12 protein-coding genes are annotated in these 15,939 nt (G+C 70.0%); 7 read left to right on the top strand and 5 right to left on the bottom strand.

The features are described 5' to 3' along the window. Positions 1 to 103 precede the first annotated feature (103 nt). On the bottom strand, positions 104 to 1,666 hold the full coding sequence (locus JOY29_RS11600) for a peptide chain release factor 3 (RefSeq protein WP_300975537.1): 1,563 nt from the start codon (positions 1,664 to 1,666) through the stop codon (positions 104 to 106). 203 nt (positions 1,667 to 1,869) lie between these two features. On the opposite strand from JOY29_RS11600, the gene JOY29_RS11595 reads away from it, so the two are divergent. Beyond that, positions 1,870 to 2,748, top strand: a complete 879-nt coding sequence (locus JOY29_RS11595) for an LOG family protein (RefSeq protein ID WP_300973686.1) — start codon at positions 1,870 to 1,872, stop codon at positions 2,746 to 2,748. 82 nt (positions 2,749 to 2,830) lie between these two features. On the opposite strand, the gene JOY29_RS11590 is transcribed toward JOY29_RS11595, so the two are convergent. From JOY29_RS11590 to JOY29_RS11580, 3 genes are all read right to left on the bottom strand, one after another. After that, positions 2,831 to 3,553, bottom strand: a complete 723-nt coding sequence (locus JOY29_RS11590; protein ID WP_300973685.1) for a cytochrome c family protein — start codon at positions 3,551 to 3,553, stop codon at positions 2,831 to 2,833. 66 nt (positions 3,554 to 3,619) lie between these two features. Then, the gene (gene nudC, locus JOY29_RS11585) at positions 3,620 to 4,465 is read right to left on the bottom strand and encodes an NAD(+) diphosphatase (RefSeq protein ID WP_300973684.1); all 846 of its coding nucleotides are present in this window, start codon (positions 4,463 to 4,465) and stop codon (positions 3,620 to 3,622) included. Next, positions 4,455 to 5,441 (bottom strand): A/G-specific adenine glycosylase, encoded by a 987-nt coding sequence (locus JOY29_RS11580; protein WP_300973683.1) that lies wholly within the window; start codon positions 5,439 to 5,441, stop codon positions 4,455 to 4,457. Before JOY29_RS11580 ends, nudC begins: the two co-directional genes overlap by 11 nt. A 27-nt stretch (positions 5,442 to 5,468) precedes the next feature. On the opposite strand from JOY29_RS11580, the gene JOY29_RS11575 reads away from it, so the two are divergent. The 6 genes from JOY29_RS11575 to JOY29_RS11550 all read left to right on the top strand — a co-directional run bounded on the left by JOY29_RS11575 (position 5,469) and on the right by JOY29_RS11550 (position 14,404). After that, positions 5,469 to 6,035, top strand: coding sequence for a DUF721 domain-containing protein (locus JOY29_RS11575; RefSeq protein WP_300973682.1), 567 nt, complete (start codon positions 5,469 to 5,471; stop codon positions 6,033 to 6,035). Continuing rightward, the gene (locus tag JOY29_RS11570) at positions 6,032 to 6,775 is read left to right on the top strand and encodes a thioredoxin domain-containing protein (RefSeq protein ID WP_300973681.1); all 744 of its coding nucleotides are present in this window, start codon (positions 6,032 to 6,034) and stop codon (positions 6,773 to 6,775) included. Before JOY29_RS11575 ends, JOY29_RS11570 begins: the two co-directional genes overlap by 4 nt. 45 nt (positions 6,776 to 6,820) lie before the next feature. Beyond that, the gene (smc, locus tag JOY29_RS11565; RefSeq protein ID WP_300975536.1) at positions 6,821 to 10,222 is read left to right on the top strand and encodes a chromosome segregation protein SMC; all 3,402 of its coding nucleotides are present in this window, start codon (positions 6,821 to 6,823) and stop codon (positions 10,220 to 10,222) included. After that, positions 10,219 to 11,265 carry a hypothetical protein gene (locus JOY29_RS11560; RefSeq protein ID WP_300973680.1) on the top strand — a complete coding sequence of 349 codons (1,047 nt, stop codon included), beginning with the start codon at positions 10,219 to 10,221 and terminating at the stop codon, positions 11,263 to 11,265. The genes smc and JOY29_RS11560 overlap by 4 nt, the downstream gene beginning before the upstream one ends. Continuing rightward, a complete protein-coding gene (locus JOY29_RS11555) occupies positions 11,252 to 12,139 on the top strand; it encodes a hypothetical protein (RefSeq protein WP_300973679.1) in 888 nt (295 codons plus the stop codon). The genes JOY29_RS11560 and JOY29_RS11555 overlap by 14 nt, the downstream gene beginning before the upstream one ends. Before the next feature lie 132 nt (positions 12,140 to 12,271). Further along, on the top strand, positions 12,272 to 14,404 hold the full coding sequence (locus tag JOY29_RS11550) for a TonB-dependent siderophore receptor (protein ID WP_300973678.1): 2,133 nt from the start codon (positions 12,272 to 12,274) through the stop codon (positions 14,402 to 14,404). Here the strand turns inward: JOY29_RS11550 and JOY29_RS11545 are convergent. Continuing rightward, the gene (locus JOY29_RS11545) at positions 14,401 to 15,915 is read right to left on the bottom strand and encodes a UdgX family uracil-DNA binding protein (protein WP_300973677.1); all 1,515 of its coding nucleotides are present in this window, start codon (positions 15,913 to 15,915) and stop codon (positions 14,401 to 14,403) included. The genes JOY29_RS11550 and JOY29_RS11545 overlap by 4 nt on opposite strands. Between the last annotated feature and the right edge of the window lie 24 nt (positions 15,916 to 15,939).

Raw genomic sequence — 15,939 nt, 5'->3', positions numbered from 1 at the left:
GCAACAATCCGGAGTGCCGACGTTCGACCCGTGGCGGACGTCTGGTCCTCGTGCGTAGCCTGGCCAAGATGACAGTTGATCAAGCCTACCTGGGGCTCCCCTTTCAGTTACGCTCCCGCACCGCGCTGAAGGTGATACCCGGCCAGTCCTGCTGGAAACGCCCGAACTCCCACGCATTGCGCATCAGCAGCACCGGCACGCCGTCCTGGTCCTCGGCCATGTTCGAGCGCAGCTGTTCCATCAGTTTCTTGAGCTGCGCCGGATCATCGGACCGGACCCAGCGCGCCACTTCGTAGGGCGAGGGCTCGAACTCCAGCGCGGCACCATATTCCTGCTCGAGCCGGGTCTGCAGCACGTCGAGCTGCAGTTCGCCGATCACCCCGACAATCCAGGCCGAGCCCAGCGCCGGCTTGAACAGGCGGATGACGCCCTCTTCCGCCAAGTCCTCCAGCCCGCGGCGCATCTGCTTGACCTTGAGCGGGTCGCCCAGCCGCACGCGGCGGAGGATCTCGGGCGCGAAGTCGGGCAGGCCGGTGAAGGTGACGTCGCCGCGCTCGGTCAGCGTGTCGCCGACCCGCAGGGTGCCGTGGTTGGGGATGCCGACGATGTCGCCGGCCACCGCGCCATGCGCCAGCTCGCGGTCGCGGGCGAAGAAGGTGATCGGATTGTGCAGCGCCAGCGCCTTGCCGCCGCGGCTGTTCAGCACCTTCATGCCGCGCGTCAGCTTGCCCGAGCAGATGCGCACGAACGCCACCCGGTCGCGATGGTTGGGGTCCATATTGGCCTGGACCTTGAACACGAAGCCGGTCAGCCGCGGCTCGTCCGGGCTGATCGGGGCGGGCTTCGCCGGCTGCGGCTGCGGCGGCGGCCCGTCGTCGGCGAGGATGTCGAGCAATTGCTCGATCCCGAACCCGCGCAGTGCGCTGCCGAAGACGACCGGCGTCAGGTCGCCCGACCGGAAGGCAGCGAGATCGAAGGCGGGATAGGAAGCGAGCGCCAGCCCGCCATCCTCACCGAGGCTCGCCGACGCATCGGCCGGGATGGCGCCCGCAATGGCCGGATCGTCGATCCCCGCCGCCTGCACCCAGCGCCCGGGCACCACCCCGTCGCTGCGGTCGGCGACCAGCAAGGCCGAGCGGCGGAGGTCGTACAGGCCGTGGAACAGCCCGCCGATGCCGGTCGGCCAGTTCTGCGGGGACACGTCCAGCTGCAGCACCTCGGCGATCTCGTCGAGCAGCTCGAACGGGCTCAGGCCCTCGCGGTCGACCTTGTTGACGAAGGTGACGATCGGCACGTTGCGGATGCGGCAGACCTCGAACAACTTGCGGGTCTGCGGCTCGATCCCCTTGCCGGCGTCGATCACCATGATCGCGCAATCGACCGCGGTCAGCGTGCGGTAGGTGTCCTCCGAAAAGTCCTGGTGCCCGGGGGTGTCGAGCAGGTTGAACAGGATGTTGCCGCGCTGGAAGGTCATGACCGAGCTGGTCACCGAAATGCCGCGCTGCTGCTCGATCTTCATCCAGTCGGAGCGCGCCCGCCGGCGATCGCCGCGCGCCTTCACCTCGCCCGCCTCGTGGACGGCGCCGGCGGCATGCAGCAGGCTTTCGGTCAGCGTCGTCTTGCCGGCATCCGGGTGCGAGATGATCGCAAAGGTGCGGCGCTCCAGCTCGCTGAAGGAGGCGGTGCCCGCGCGGACGGAATCGCCGAGCGCGGAAGTTTCGAGGTTCAAGGACTTCACTCCTGCCCGGCCATGTGGCGCCGGTTCTTCTTGATGGCGCCTCCCCTAGTGCATGTGCGTGCCGGCGCGAAGGCCCGGCCGCTGCCAATGCTCTTGGGAAAGCCGCTGACCTCGGCTAAGCGCGGCCGCTTATGACTGATCCGATCCCTCCCAAGCGCATCTTTCCCGATGCCAAGGTCGACGCCCAGGCTGCCAAGCAGATCCGCACCAGCGCGCAGACCGAAGACCCGGCTTACCGGCTCGCCTTCCAGGACAATGACTTCCTGCTACGCCAGGACCTGCGGCCGGTCCGCTTCCAGCTCGAACTGCTGAAGCCCGAACTGCTGCTCGACGAACAGCAGATCGGCTCGACCTTCGTCTTCTACGGCTCGGCCCGCGTACCCGAACCGGCCAAGGCCGAAGCCCAGCTCAATGCCGCCCGCACCGACGAGGAGCGCGTGATCGCCGAGCGGCTGGTCGCCAAGTCGCATTATTACGACGTCGCCCGCGAACTCGCCCGGCTGGTCAGCAAGACCGACCGCGACGACGAGGGCAAGCGCCACTTCGTCGTCTGCTCGGGCGGCGGACCCTCGTTCATGGAGGCCGCCAACCGCGGCGCGCAGGACGTCGGGGCGGAATCGATCGGCCTCAACATCGTTCTCCCGCATGAGCAGCTTCCCAACCCCTACGTCACCCCGTCGCTCAGCTTCCAGTTCCACTATTTCGCGCTCCGGAAGATGCACTTCCTGCTGCGTGCGCGGGCGGTGGCGGTGTTCCCGGGCGGCTTCGGCACCTTCGACGAGATGTTCGAACTGCTGACCCTGATCCAGACCGGCAAGGTCCGTCCGCTCCCGATCCTGCTCTACGGGCGGGAGTTCTGGAACCGCGTCGTCGACTTCGAGGCGCTGGTCGAGGAAGGCGTGATCTCGGAGCGCGACCTCGACCTCATCACGTGGTGCGAGACGGCCGAGGAAGGCTGGGCGCACGTGTGCGACCATTATGCGCGGCAGCAGGCAGGACGGGCCGCCTGACGGACGGCGCCTGCTCTCACCCAACAAGAAAGGGCGCCGCGGTCATTCGACCGGGCGCCCTTTCTTGTGGCTTGCTCGACGCTTACTGCTTGGGCGCCGGAGCCGCGGTGGTGCCGGGCGCGGTCACCTTCGGAGCGCCCTCGCCGCGGATGTTGGCGGTGCCGCCCTTCAGCGCTTCCTGCTCGGTCAGCACCGGCTCGTTCTCGGCCTTCTGGCCACCGGCATCGTCGGCTTCCGACGCGGCCTTGTCCTCGGCTGCACCCGGGGTCGAGGCGACCGGAGCCGCCGGAAGCGGCAGCGGCGCATCGCTCTTCGAATTGAGGAAGGCCATGACGTTGGCGCGATCGACCGGGTTGCTGAGACCGGCGAAGGTCATCTTGGTGCCCGGCGCGTAGGCCTTGGGATTGGCAAGCCAGTCGCTCATGCCCTTCCAGTCCCAGTTGCCCGGAACGCCCTTCAGCGCGTCCGAATAAGCAAATCCGGCGACATGGCCGTGCGGCTTGCCATAGGTCGCCCACAGGTTCGGGCCGAGTCCGTTGGCGCCGCCCTGGTCCACCGTGTGGCAGGCCTGGCACTTCTTGAACACTTCCGCGCCCTTGGCGACGTCAGCGCTGGCAAGGTAGAATTCGATCGGCTGCTCAGCCTCGGCGCCGCCGGCGCCTTCCTCGACCACGCCCTCGATCGGATAGCCCATCTTCTCCGGCCGCTCGGCCGCGAAATAGCTGCCTGCGACCAGGGTGCCGCCAAGCGCGACGATTCCGGCGAACAGCACCCAGCCGGCGATGGTGTTGTTATTGTCCTGCATGAGAAGTCTTGTGCGTCCGATGGATCGAGAAAACTGGCGCTCCTTTAGGGGGCAAACGGCGCTTCTTCAAGCGGCCAGCCAGCAGGCCAGGAGGCTGTGCGCGATGGCGAAGGGAGGCGGCGCGATGAAGCTCGCGTCCGCATCGCCCGCCATCGCCGCAGCGACCGCGTCGCGGGAGAACCAGCGGGCATCCTCCAGCTCGGCATGATCGATCGTCAGCGCCTCGTCTCCGACGCTCGCCAGGCAGGCGATCATCAGCGACGACGGGAAAGGCCAGGGCTGGCTTGCGACATAGCGGACGTTCGTCGCGCGCACGCCCGCTTCCTCGAACAGCTCGCGCGCGACCGCCGCCTCCAGGCTCTCGCCGACCTCGACGAACCCCGCCAGCGCCGAATAGCGGTGCGGCGGAAAGCGCGGCTGGCGGCCGAGCAGCACCCGCCCGTCATGCTCGGCAAGCATGATGACTACCGGATCGACCCGCGGATAATGTTCGGTCCCGCAGGCGCCGCACTGGCGCGACCAGCCCCCGCGGACGATCGCGCTCGGCTGGCCGCAGGCCGCGCAATAGCCGTGACGGCGGTGCCAGGAGGCAAGGCTGGTGGCGGCCGCGAAAGTCGGCGCTTCCGCCGCCGACAGGTGGGCGAGCGCGCCGAACTGGGCGCGAAGGTCGCCGCCGCCGGCCCCGATTGGCGAAAAGCAGGGCGTGTCGCCGTCGAGCCCGAGGAACAATGCGGGCTCGGTCACCGGCTCCCAGCAGAGGCGCCCGCCGGCGTCCAGCGCCGGCAGCCCGTCCGCCCAGGCGAGTTGCCGCGCCTGTGGCGACCGGGCGAAGGCTTCGAGGGTCGCCGGCTCGCCCCGCGCTGCGTCCGCCCGGTCGAGCCCGGGTCCGGAGAAGAAGACGTCAGGCGGCAAGGCGCGGCTCCCGTTCGGCGGCCAGCGCCGCTTCGGCGGCACGGCGATAGAGGGTCGGCAGCCCGGCCTCGGCCAGCCGGTCGAGCGGCTGCCACCAGCCTTCGCTGGCCGGCGGCTCGGCTTTCGGCACAACCATCAGGTCGAGGGTGAAATGGGTGAAGCCATGGCGGTGGATGGCGAGCGGATTGGCCGCGGGCCGTTGCTCGCTCCACTCCGGTCCGGGCAAGGCGGCCATGCCGCCGAGAAGCCCCGATTCCGGCCTTCGCACCAGCCAGACGTCGTCACCCCGGCGCACCCACCAGGCGAGGCCGAAACGATGCGGCCGCTCCTTCTTCACCTTGGGTGCCGGGAACAGCTCGGGAGTCCCGAGCGCCCGCGCCGCGCAGTGCGCCGCAACCGGGCAGGCATCGCAGCGCGGCGCCCTCGGGCGGCAGATGGCGGCGCCGAGGTCCATCAGCGCTTCGGCGAAAGCGCCATGCGCGCCGGCCGGAAACCAGCCGCTGGCAGCCTCGGGCAGCGCCCGCCGGTCGGCGATGCCGAACATCCGCGCCACCACGCGCTCGACGTTGGTGTCGAGCGGCACCGCATCCTCGCCGAAGGCAAGCGCGGCCACCGCCGCCGCCGTATAGGCGCCGAGCCCCGGCAGCTTGCGCAGCTCCGCCTCGGTCTCCGGAAAGCCGCCGCGTGCCGCCACCGCACGGGCGCAGGCGATGAGGTTGCGGGCCCGCGCATAATAGCCGAGCCCCGCCCATTCGCCGAGGATCTCCTCGTCGCTCGCGGCCGCCAGTGCCTCGACCGTCGGCCAGCGATGGAGGAAGCGGAGGAAGCGCGGGGTGACCGTCGCCACCGTCGTCTGCTGCAGCATCACCTCGCTCAGCCAGGTGCGATAGGGCACCCGCGGCTCCTCCCGCCACGGCAGGTCGCGCTTGTGCCGGCGATAATGGTCGAGCAGCAGCCCCGCCGCGGTAGCGTCCATGCCCTGGCTATGGCATGACCCGCCGCGATGTCGAAGAAAAAGCCCACCACGCCGACCGAGGCGCCGCGCCAGGGCCGCGCCCGCGCGGCCGGCGAGCTTGCGCTCGACATCGGGGGGGTCGCCTTCAAGCGCTTCGGCTTCGTCCAGGGGGCGGTGGTCGCCCGTTGGGGCGAGATCGTCGGCGAGCGCTACGCCAAGGTCTCCACCCCCGAATCGATCCGCTTCCCCGCCGGCAAGAAGAGCGGCGGGACGCTGACCCTCGCCGTCCAGGGCGCCCACGCCCCGCTGATCCAGCATCTCGCGCCGATGATCATGGAGCGGGTCAACCTCTTCTTCGGCTACGAGGCGGTGGCGAAGATCGTCTTCCGCCAGGGCACCGCCGGCATCAAGGCCGCGCCCAGGCCCGAGCGCCCGCGCCCCGTCCCCGTCCCGCGCGAGCTCGGCGACGGCCTGCGCGAGATCGCCGATCCCGAGCTTCGCACCATGCTCGAAAGCCTTGCGGGCAAGATCGCCGCGGCCGAAGGTCCGCCGACCATCGTCGCCGCTCCCTTCACCTTAGGAAAACCCGCCTCACGGAGTGATCAGGACTTATGAACAAGCGTTTTCTTGCCGCTGCGGCCAGCTTGCTCGCGCTCGGTGCAACGGCCTGCAACCAGCAGCCCGCGGCGCAGAACGACAGCCCGGCCGTCGCGCCGGTCCAGGCCCCGAACGGCGACTGGTCCAAGCTGGTCACCCAGACCACCGAGGGCGGCATGCTGATGGGCAACCCGCAGGCCAAGGTGAAGGTGGTCGAGTTCGGCTCGATGAGCTGCCACGTCTGCGCAGAATTCGCGACCACCGACGAACCGAAGCTGGTCGAGCAATATGTGAAGACCGGCAACGTCAGCTTCGAATTCCGCAACTTCGTGCGCGACTCGCTCGACATCACCATGTCGCTGGTCACCCGCTGCGCCGGCGCGACCCCGCAATTCTTCGCCCTCACCAATGGCATGTATGCGGAGCAGAAGAATTTCTTCGACCGCATCCAGGCGGTGCCCGAGGCCGAGCTTCAGGGCCTCCAGAACCAGCCCCCGGCGCAGCAGTTCCAGCGCATGGCGCAGCTTGCCGGAATCCAGGAATGGGCGGCCCAGCGCGGCCTGCCGTCGGGCCGGACCAGCCAGTGCCTCGCCAACCAGGCGGAGATCGACCGGCTGGTGCAGATGAACAGCGACGCCTCGTCCAGCTACGACATTCCGGGCACTCCGACCTTCCTCGTCAACGGCGAGGAGGTGAAGCCGGGCTCGGGCCAGACCAACTGGGCCGCGCTGGAGGAAGCCATCAGGGGCGCGCTCTGACCTGATCAGCGCGCGCGCCTTTCACCTCCGGGGGGAGTGACCAAGGTGCGGTTCCGCCGCCTCAAGCTGACCGGCTTCAAGAGCTTCGTCGAACCGGCCGACCTTCGGATCGAGCCGGGGCTGACGGGCGTCGTCGGTCCCAACGGCTGCGGCAAGTCGAACCTTCTGGAAGCCCTCCGCTGGGTGATGGGCGAAGGCAGCCCCAAGTCGCTTCGCGGCGGCGGCATGGAGGACGTCATCTTCGCCGGCACCGCGCAGCGGCCGGCCCGCGACTTCGCCGAAGTGTCGCTGCTGGTCGAGCGTGATTCCGACGAGAGCGAGGTCACCCGCCGGATCGAACGGGGCGCCGGTTCGGCCTACCGGATCGACGGCCGCGACGTCCGCCAGAAGGACGTCGCCCTGCTGTTCGCCGACGCCGCCACCGGCGCCCACTCCCCTGCCCTCGTCAGCCAGGGCCGGATCGGCGCGGTGATCGCCGCCAAGCCGGCCGAACGCCGCCAGATGCTCGAGGAAGCGGCGGGCATCGCGGGCCTCCACGTCCGCCGCAAGGATGCCGAACAGAAGCTCCGCGCGACCGAAGCCAATCTCCAGCGGCTCGACGAACTGCTCGGCGACCAGGAGCAGCGCGTCTCGGCCCTGAAGCGCCAGGCCCGCGCAGCCGAACGCTACCGGGCGCTGACCGAGCGGATCAGGCTCGCCGAGGGCCGCCTCCTCTACAGCCGCTGGGCCGAGGCCGATGCCGCTGCGGTCGCCGCCGGGCGCGAGGCCGATGCCGCCATGGCCGAGGTCGCGCTCCTCTCCCGCAAGCTCGACGAGGCCCAGGCCGCGCAGGCCGCCGGCGCCGCACTGGTCGCCGAGCGGCGGCAGGCCGCGACCCATGCCCGCGAGGAAGGGCAGGAACTCGCCCACCGGCTGGCCACCGCCCGCGCCTCGCTCGACACGGCGCGGCGTCGGCTGGTCGAGCTCGACCGCCTCGCCGCCCAGCTCGCCACCGAACGCAGCCGCGAAGCCGCGCTCCGGCAGGATGCCCAGCAGGCGATCGCCGCCCTCGCCGCGGAGATGGAGGCGATCGCCTGGCGGCTTGCGGCGGGCGACAGCCGTCAGGCCGAACTCGCCATCGCCCTCAACAGAGCGGAAGAGGAGAATCGCGCGGCCGAAGCGGCGCTCGCCGCCCTCCTCACCCGCGAAGCCGCACTGCGCGCCGAACGGCAGGTGGCGGTCGCCGCCCTCAACGCGGCCCGCAGCCACCAGGCCCGGCTGAACAACGAGCGCGACGGACTGGAGCGGGCGCTGGCGGCGCTTGGCAGCGGCGATGCGCTGGCGGATCAGGTGGCGGCCGCCAAGGCCGCGGTCGAGACTGCGACCGAAGCCGGCGCGGCGGCCGAACAGGCGATCGCAAGCGCCGAGAAGGAGCGGGTCGAGGCCGGAACCGCCCGCGACGCCGCCGACCTCCGCCTGTCCCAGGCTCGCGCGGCGCATGGCGCTGCGACGAGTGAGATCGCCGCCCTCGACCGGGCCCTGTCCTCCGCCCCGGGCCGCGGCGTGCTGGCGCAGCTCACGGTCGCGCCGGGTTTCGAGAAGGCCCTTGCCGCGGCGCTCGGTGACGATCTCGGCGCCCCCGTCGGTGCCGACGGCGATCGCGGCTGGGCGGGGGTGGCGGCCGACGCCGCCGATCCGCCGCTCGCCGACGGGCTCATATCGCTCGCCACCAGGGTCGAGGCGCCGGCCGAGCTTGCCCGCCGCCTCGCCCAGATCGGGGTGGCGGACGCGGACGAGGGGCAACCGCTCAAGGTCGGGCAGCGGCTGGTCACCCGCGAAGGGCGGATGCGGCGCTGGGACGGCTTCGTCAGCAGCGGCACGGGCTCGGCGGCGGCCGAGCGGCTGGAGCGCGCCAACCGCCTCGCCGCCCTGCGCGCCGACCTCCCCGCCCTCGCCCAGGCGCATGACGAGGCCAGGGCCGCGCACGAGCAGGCGGCCGCGCGGGTCGTCGCCGCCGCCCGCGCCATCGACAGTGCGCGCTCGGCGCTGGCCCAGGCCGAAGCACGGCTCCGCCAGGCCCGCCGCGACGAGGATAGCGCCGCCGCCGCCGCCGATCGCCAGGCGCAGCAGCGCGAGTCGCTCGAGAAGCGCCTCACCGAACTCGCCCCGGTCGTTGCGGCCGCCGTTTCCGCCGTCCGCGAAGCCGAAGCCGTCCTCGCCGCCCTTCCTGCCGAAGACCTCCTCGCCGGCGCGGTCGCCGAAGCCCGGGCCGCCGCCGCCGAGCGCGGGCGTCAGCTGGCCGACCGCCGCGCCGACCTCGCCACCGCGGCCCGCGCCGCCGCCGCCGATCGCGACCGCCAGCTCGCCGCCGCGGGCGAGCAGGCGGCGTGGAAGGAACGCGCCGCCGCGGCCGAGCGCCGGGTCGAGGACACCGCTGTCCGCGGAGAGCGCATCGCCGCTGAACGCGCCGCGCTGGAGCAGGAGCCCGAGCGCCTGACCGGCGAAGTCGCGCGAATCGAACAGGCCGCTGCCGGCTCGGGCGCCCTGCTCAGCGCCGCCCTCACCGCCGAGCGGGAGGCGGAGACCGCGCTGGCCGAGGTCGGCGCCGCCCTCGCCCGCGCCAACGAAGCCATGGCTTCCGCCCGCGAGACCCGCGCCGCCGCCGCCGCCCGCGCCGAGGGCCAGGTTGCGCGGCGGATCGAATATGGCCGGGTCTGCGGCGAGAAGTTCGAATGCCCGCCCCCGCTCCTGCCGCAGAAGCTTGGCTTCGATCCCCAGGACCTCACCGATGCCAGCGCCGAAAGCGCCAGCCTCGAGCGCCTTTCCGCCGACCGCGAGCGGATCGGGCCGGTCAACCTCGTCGCCGAACAGGAGCTGGCCGAGCTCGAGGCGGCGCGCCTTCAGGGCGCCGCCGAGCGAGACGAATTGCAGGAAGCCATCCACCGCCTGCGCGGCTCGATCGGCAGCCTCAACCGCGAGGGCCGCGTTCGGCTGCTCGCCGCCTTCGAAGCCGTCGACCGCCACTTCCGCAGCCTCTTCACCACCTTGTTCGACGGCGGGCAGGCCCACCTCGCCCTGATCGACAGCGACGATCCGCTCGAGGCGGGGCTCGAGATCATGGCCCAGCCGCCGGGCAAGCGCCTCACCGCGCTCACCCTCCTCTCGGGCGGCGAGCAGGCGCTGACCGCCGTCGCGCTCATCTTCGCGCTCTTCCTGACCAAGCCCTCGCCCATCTGCGTGCTCGACGAAGTCGACGCGCCGCTGGACGATGCCAATGTCGAGCGCTTCTGCGACCTCCTCGTCCGCATGACCGCCGAGACCGACACGCGCTACCTGATCGTCACCCACAATGCCGTGACCATGAGCCGGATGCACCGGCTCTACGGCGTGACCATGGTCGAGAAGGGCGTCAGCCGGATCGTTTCGGTCGACCTCGGCGGGGCCGAACAGTTGCTCGCCGCCGAATGAACGTGCCCGACCTTCCCGCTTATACCGATGCCGTGCGCAAGGCGGCGCTGCTCCGCGCCGGCGGCAGCGGCACCATCTATTCGCTGGTCATGCCGGAAAGCGAGGCCGCCCTCGAAGGCCTGTTCGACGGCGATCGCGAAGGCCTGCTCGACCTCTACCGCGAGGCGTGGACGCAGAAGCAGGACCAGATGCACGAGGCCTATCTCGAAGGCTGGCGCGATTGGTCGAAGCCGCTCGTCACGCACGATCCTGCCGCCTTCCCCTTCGCCTACCCCACCGCCGGGGCGAGCGAGGGCATCTTCAAGCTGATGAGCGAATATGCCGCGAACTGCCGGGCGGCCGGGCGGGTGCCGTCGGTCCACCTCTTCGACGGCGAATATGAGGGCTTCCCGGCCTTCGCCGCGTCGCTGTCACTGCCAATCGTCCGCCACGACCGCAGCCGCTGGCAGGAAGCGGTCGACGCCGTCCCGCCCCACGCGCAATTCTGGCTGAGCCAGCCGTCCGCGATCGACGGCGCCGTCTGGCCGCAGTTCGAAGCCTTCGTTGCCGCCCTTGCCGACGCGCGGCCGGAGGTCGAGCTCATCCCCGACCTCACCTATGTCGGCAGCGTCGCGCGCGACTTTCGCGTGTCGCTCGATGCCCCCAACATCCCCGCCTTCGTCTTCAGCCATTCGAAACCGTTCGGTGGCTACTACCACCGCGTTGGCGGAGTCTTCGCTAGGGACGAGCGGCCCAGCCTGTTCGGCAACCGCTGGTTCAAGAACCTCCTGTCGCTTGCCTGGGGAACGGCGATGATGCGTGCTCACGACTGCCAGGCGCTTCCGCGCCGCTACCGCTCGATCCAGGAGGAAGCCGCCCGCCGCTGCGGCGAGGCCCTCGGGGTGCGGCTGGAGGCGGCGGACGTGATGCTGCTCGGCACCGCGCCGGCCAGTGCGGATCAGCCGGCGCTGGCGCAGAGCCTGTGGCGCGGTTCGCCGGCCGAGCGCGTGGTCCGCCTCTGCCTCACGCCGACCATGGCCGGGCTGGTCGATGCAGCGCGATAGCCTGGTCCCGCTCGCCACCCGCGGCGAGATCCACGACTTCGTTCTGTCGCTGTGGAGCGATGGCCCGGTGCGGCGCAGCCACGAGGGCGGCGGCCTGGTCGCGCGCATCGTCGAGCGCTTCGCCCGCCTGCCCCGCTTCTTCTACCGGGCGTCCGAGCAGCGCATCGAATGGACCCACTTCTCGCCGTGGTGGGGCGGGGTGATGCTGGTCGACTATGACAATCCCGCGATCCGCGACCTTCGCTACCTGCACGAGATCTACCATTCGGCGACCATGCCCTATCTTGCCGACTGCAACCTCGCGACGCTGGAGGCGATCACCTTCCGCAACGAGCGGGAGGCGAGCACCTTTACCGAGATGGCCATCTATTGCGAGCTTCCGGAGCTTCGCGAGCTGGTGTTCGACCATCCCATCTTCGCCGACCGCTTCCTCTTTCCGGAGGGCCGCGACCGTCTGTCGGACGAATGGCGGCGGCGCTGGCGCGACGATCGCTGGCGCGCCTTCCAGCAGCTGCTCACCGAACGCACCCGCGTCGTCCTCGCCTCCCTCGACGAGATCGACCCCACCGACCCGCAAATCGTATGGCTTCGTCGATACGGCGAACAAGGCGCCCACTGGCTCCGCATCTGGGGCGAGCGGCACGGGATCGTGCAGCGCCTAATGCTTGACCTGGAACGGGCGGGGGACCGCCGCGAGGCCCTTAACCGCCACCTCGACGCGCTGCTCGCGCCCGCAGTGACGGAAGGTGGCGACATTCCCTTCCGGACCGAGGCGCAGGCGTTTCGCGACTGCTTCGACGGCCTCATCGCCACCTACGACGCCGCCATGAACGAACGGTCGCAGGTTGCGGTGCGCGGGCGCGGCGAGATCTAGCGAGCCGCTCGCTTAAAGCTACATGTTCGATGAACAATCCCGATGACCGCGTCACCGGTTATTGCGAATAACTCGCATTAGCTTTAGCAAGCTCGCACCGAAACGATTCCGACCTTTCGAAGGAAAACACCCGTGCGTAGCCTTGCTCGCGCCCTTGCTGGCGCCACCCTCCTCGTCGTGCCTGCGATGCCTAGCCTTGCCGCGGGCAAGGAAGTCGCGACCGGCGTGACCGGGACCGGGACCGGGACCGGCGAGCAGGATGCCGCGCAGGTCATCACCGTCACCGGCAGCCGCGATGAATATGGGGTCAAATCGACCATCACCGGGACCAAGACCAGCACGCCGCTCCGCAACATTCCGCAGGCGATCTCGATCGTGTCCGAAGCGCAGATCGAGGATCAGTCGCTTCGCTCGGTCGCCGACCTTCTGATGTTCGTGCCCGGCGCGACCCCCGGCACCGGCGAGGCCAACCGCGACCAGCTGACGCTTCGCGGCAACAACACCACCGCCGACTTCTTCGTCGACGGCCTGCGCGACGACGCCCAATATTTCCGCGACTTCTACAACCTCGACCGGGTCGAGGTGCTCAAGGGGCCGAACGCGATGATCTTCGGTCGCGGCGGCGGCGGCGGCGTGATCAACCGCGTGACCAAGCGTGCCGGTCTCAGTGATGATCGCCAGTTCATCATCAGCCACGACAGCGAAGGCGGCACCCGGGTCACCGGCGACGACAACGTCCGCCTCGGCGGCGCGCTCGGCCTGCGAGTCAACGGCGTGTGGGAATATGGCGACAGCTTCCGTCGCGACGTCGACCTCAAGCGCTATGGCATCAACCCGACGCTCGGCTGGCAGCCCGGCGCCGATACCCGGGTCGATCTCTCGTACGAATATTTCCACGATCGCCGGACCACCGACCGCGGCATCCCTTCGGTCAACCGCCGGCCGCTTGAAGGTTTCGACCGCGACTTCTTCGGGGACCCGGACAACAGCTATTCCGACGCCGACGTTCAGATCGCCACTTTGGCCGTCGAACAGAAGTTCGGCGCCAACCTGCTGCTCCGCCACCGGACGCAATTGGCCGATTATGACAAATTCTACGTCAACGTCTTCCCAAGCTCGAACGCCAACAGCGGCACGGTTTCGCTCGGCGCCTACAGCAGCCGCAACGACCGCCGGAACCTGATCAGCCAGACGGACCTCGTGTGGGACGGCAATCTCGCCGGGATCGACCAGACCTGGCTGGCCGGTTTCGAACTCGGGCGGCAGAAGAGCCGCAACCAGCGCCTGTCCGCTACCGGCGCCGGCAGCACCACTCTCGCCGACCCGACCGTCGAAAGGACGCTGGCCTTCTTCCGCTCTTCCAGCGACGCCGACAACCGCACTCGCGCCACCGTTGCCGCCGCCTATCTCCAGACGCAGATCAAGCCAGCACAGTGGCTGGAGCTGGTCGCTGGTGTTCGCTTCGACCGGTTCCGCCTCAAGGTGGAGGACGAGCGCACGGCCGTTCCGACCTTCGCCCGAACCGACGAGCTGGTGTCCCCGCGGCTCGGCCTGGTGCTGAAGCCGCGTCGCAACCTGTCCCTCTACACCAGCTACTCGCGCTCTTACCTGCCCCAGTCCGGCGACCAGTTCGGCGGGCTGACCCAGGCCAGCGCGGCGCTCAAGCCCGAGCGGTTCGACAATATCGAGGCGGGCGCCAAGTGGGAGCTGCTCGACGGCCTGCTCGCCACCGCCGCCCTTTACCAGCTCGATCGGAAGAACACGCAGGCGCCGAACCCGATCGTGGGCCAGCCGAACCTGCTGACGGGCGCCACCCGCACCCGCGGGCTGGAGCTGGGGCTCGAGCGGAGCGTCGCGTCGCGGCTGCAGGTGTCGGCCGGCTATGCCTGGCAGGACAGCGAGATCCGCCGCACCACCTCCGCGGCCCCGGCCGGCCGCACCGTGCCGCTGGTGCCGAGGCACAGCGTCTCGCTGTGGACCAAATATCAGGCGACACGCGACTTCGCCGCCGGTCTCGGCCTGCTTGCCCGCTCGAAGAGCTTTGCCTCGCTCGGCGGTTCGGGCCCGGTCAGCACCGCCACCGTCCTCCCCGGCTACGCCCGGCTCGACGGTGCCCTCTACTACAAGGTGACCAGGGGCATCGAAGCGCAGCTCAACGTCGAGAACATCACCAACCGCGACTATTTCCCGACCGCCCACAACGACAACAACATCGCCCCGGGCGCGCCCCGCACGGCGCGGTTGAGCCTGAAGGCGGAGTTCTAGGCCAGCGCCTCCATCCGTTCGCGGATCCGCACCAGATCTTCGACGAAGCGCGCCCGCTCCTCGCGGCGGCGCTCTTCCTCGGGGATGCGGAGCAGGAAGCTGGGGTGGATCGTCACCCAGCATTCGCTACCGTCGGCCAGCACCAATGGCGCCTCGCGCGCCTTGGTGATGGTCAGGGTCTTGCCGGTCAGCGAGCGCGCCGCCGTCGCTCCGAGCGCGACCGTCAGCGGCGGGCGGATCAGGGCGCGTTCCTGTTCCTGCCACCAGCGGCAGGCCTCGATCTCGGCGGTGTCGGGCTTGGAATGGATGCGCTTCTTGCCACGCAGGACGAACTTGAAGTGCTTGACCGCATTGGTGACGTAGGTGGTCGAGCGATCGATGCCCGCCTTCTCCAGCGCGGCATCGAACAATTGTCCCGCCGGCCCGACGAAGGGTCGTCCGGCCAGATCCTCCTGGTCGCCCGGCTGCTCGCCGACGAACAGGATTCGCGCGTCGAGCGGACCTTCGCCGAACACCGTCTGCGTACCGCATTTGTAGAGGTCACAGCGGGTACAGGAGCCGGCCTCCTCGCGCAGCGCGGCCCAGGCCGCGTCGATGTTGCCGCCCGGCTTGGGCTGGCTCCTGGCCCGTTCGATCATCTCCAGCTCCCGTGCCCGCGCCCCCGCGATCAGGGGGGCAACGAGCGCGGTCTCGGGCATGTTGCGCCAGTATTTCTTGGGCATCTCCTTCAGCATCGCTTTCACCTTGAGGCGCGCCGGGTTGAAGATGCTGGCGTAGTAGGTCCGCCACGTCTCCTCGAGCGGGTCGCCGTCGGGCGCGTCAGCACGGCTCGCCCCCGGTCCTTCGCTGAGGGTCTCCGTGGCCGGGTCCCAGTGGATGGAGAGCGCGGGAGTGAGGATCGACCAGCGCATGGTCGCGAAGCGTCGGACGAAGAAGCCCGCCTCGCGCCGGACGATATGATGGTCGGGCTCGAAGAAGGCGACGAAGCGGGTGGCGCCTTCCTCCTCCACCTCGCGGAAGCGGACGAACGCGTGCATCTTGTGCGCGTCGCGGCGCACTTCCTTGGCGAGGCGTTCCAGCCGGTCGACCAGCGGGTCGGCGCGATCCTCCAGCGCGCGGCGATTGCCCTTCAGCTTCCACAGCATGGTGTAGAGCAGGGCGAAGCGCTGCGGGTCGGAATGGCAGATCGCCGCCCTGGCGAGGTCGATGAACGGCTTGGGCACCGAGAACATCGGCTCGCCCCCGGCCGGCGGCGGCGCGCCCTCGCTGCCGAACAATTCGCCATCCTCTCCACGCACCTGCCAATAGACGCCCATCGGCGGCACGCCGGCCATCACCAGCTCGCGCGCGGCATCGCGCCAGCCGTCGAAATCGTCCGCCTCGTCGAGGATGATCTTGAGCGGGTCGATCTGCGGACCGTCCGGCAGCAGCACGCCCGCGCGGCCGCTCAGCCCGTGGGCCGGGGCAAACAGGTCGGCCGGGTTGCCGCTTCGGCCATTGGCATCGCTCATGAAGGAAGAAACGCCGAAAAAGGC

This window comes from Sphingomonas sp. LHG3406-1 (assembly GCF_029637485.1).
Taxonomy (GTDB): domain Bacteria; phylum Pseudomonadota; class Alphaproteobacteria; order Sphingomonadales; family Sphingomonadaceae; genus Sphingomicrobium.
This window is presented reverse-complemented; position numbering and strand designations above follow the sequence as displayed.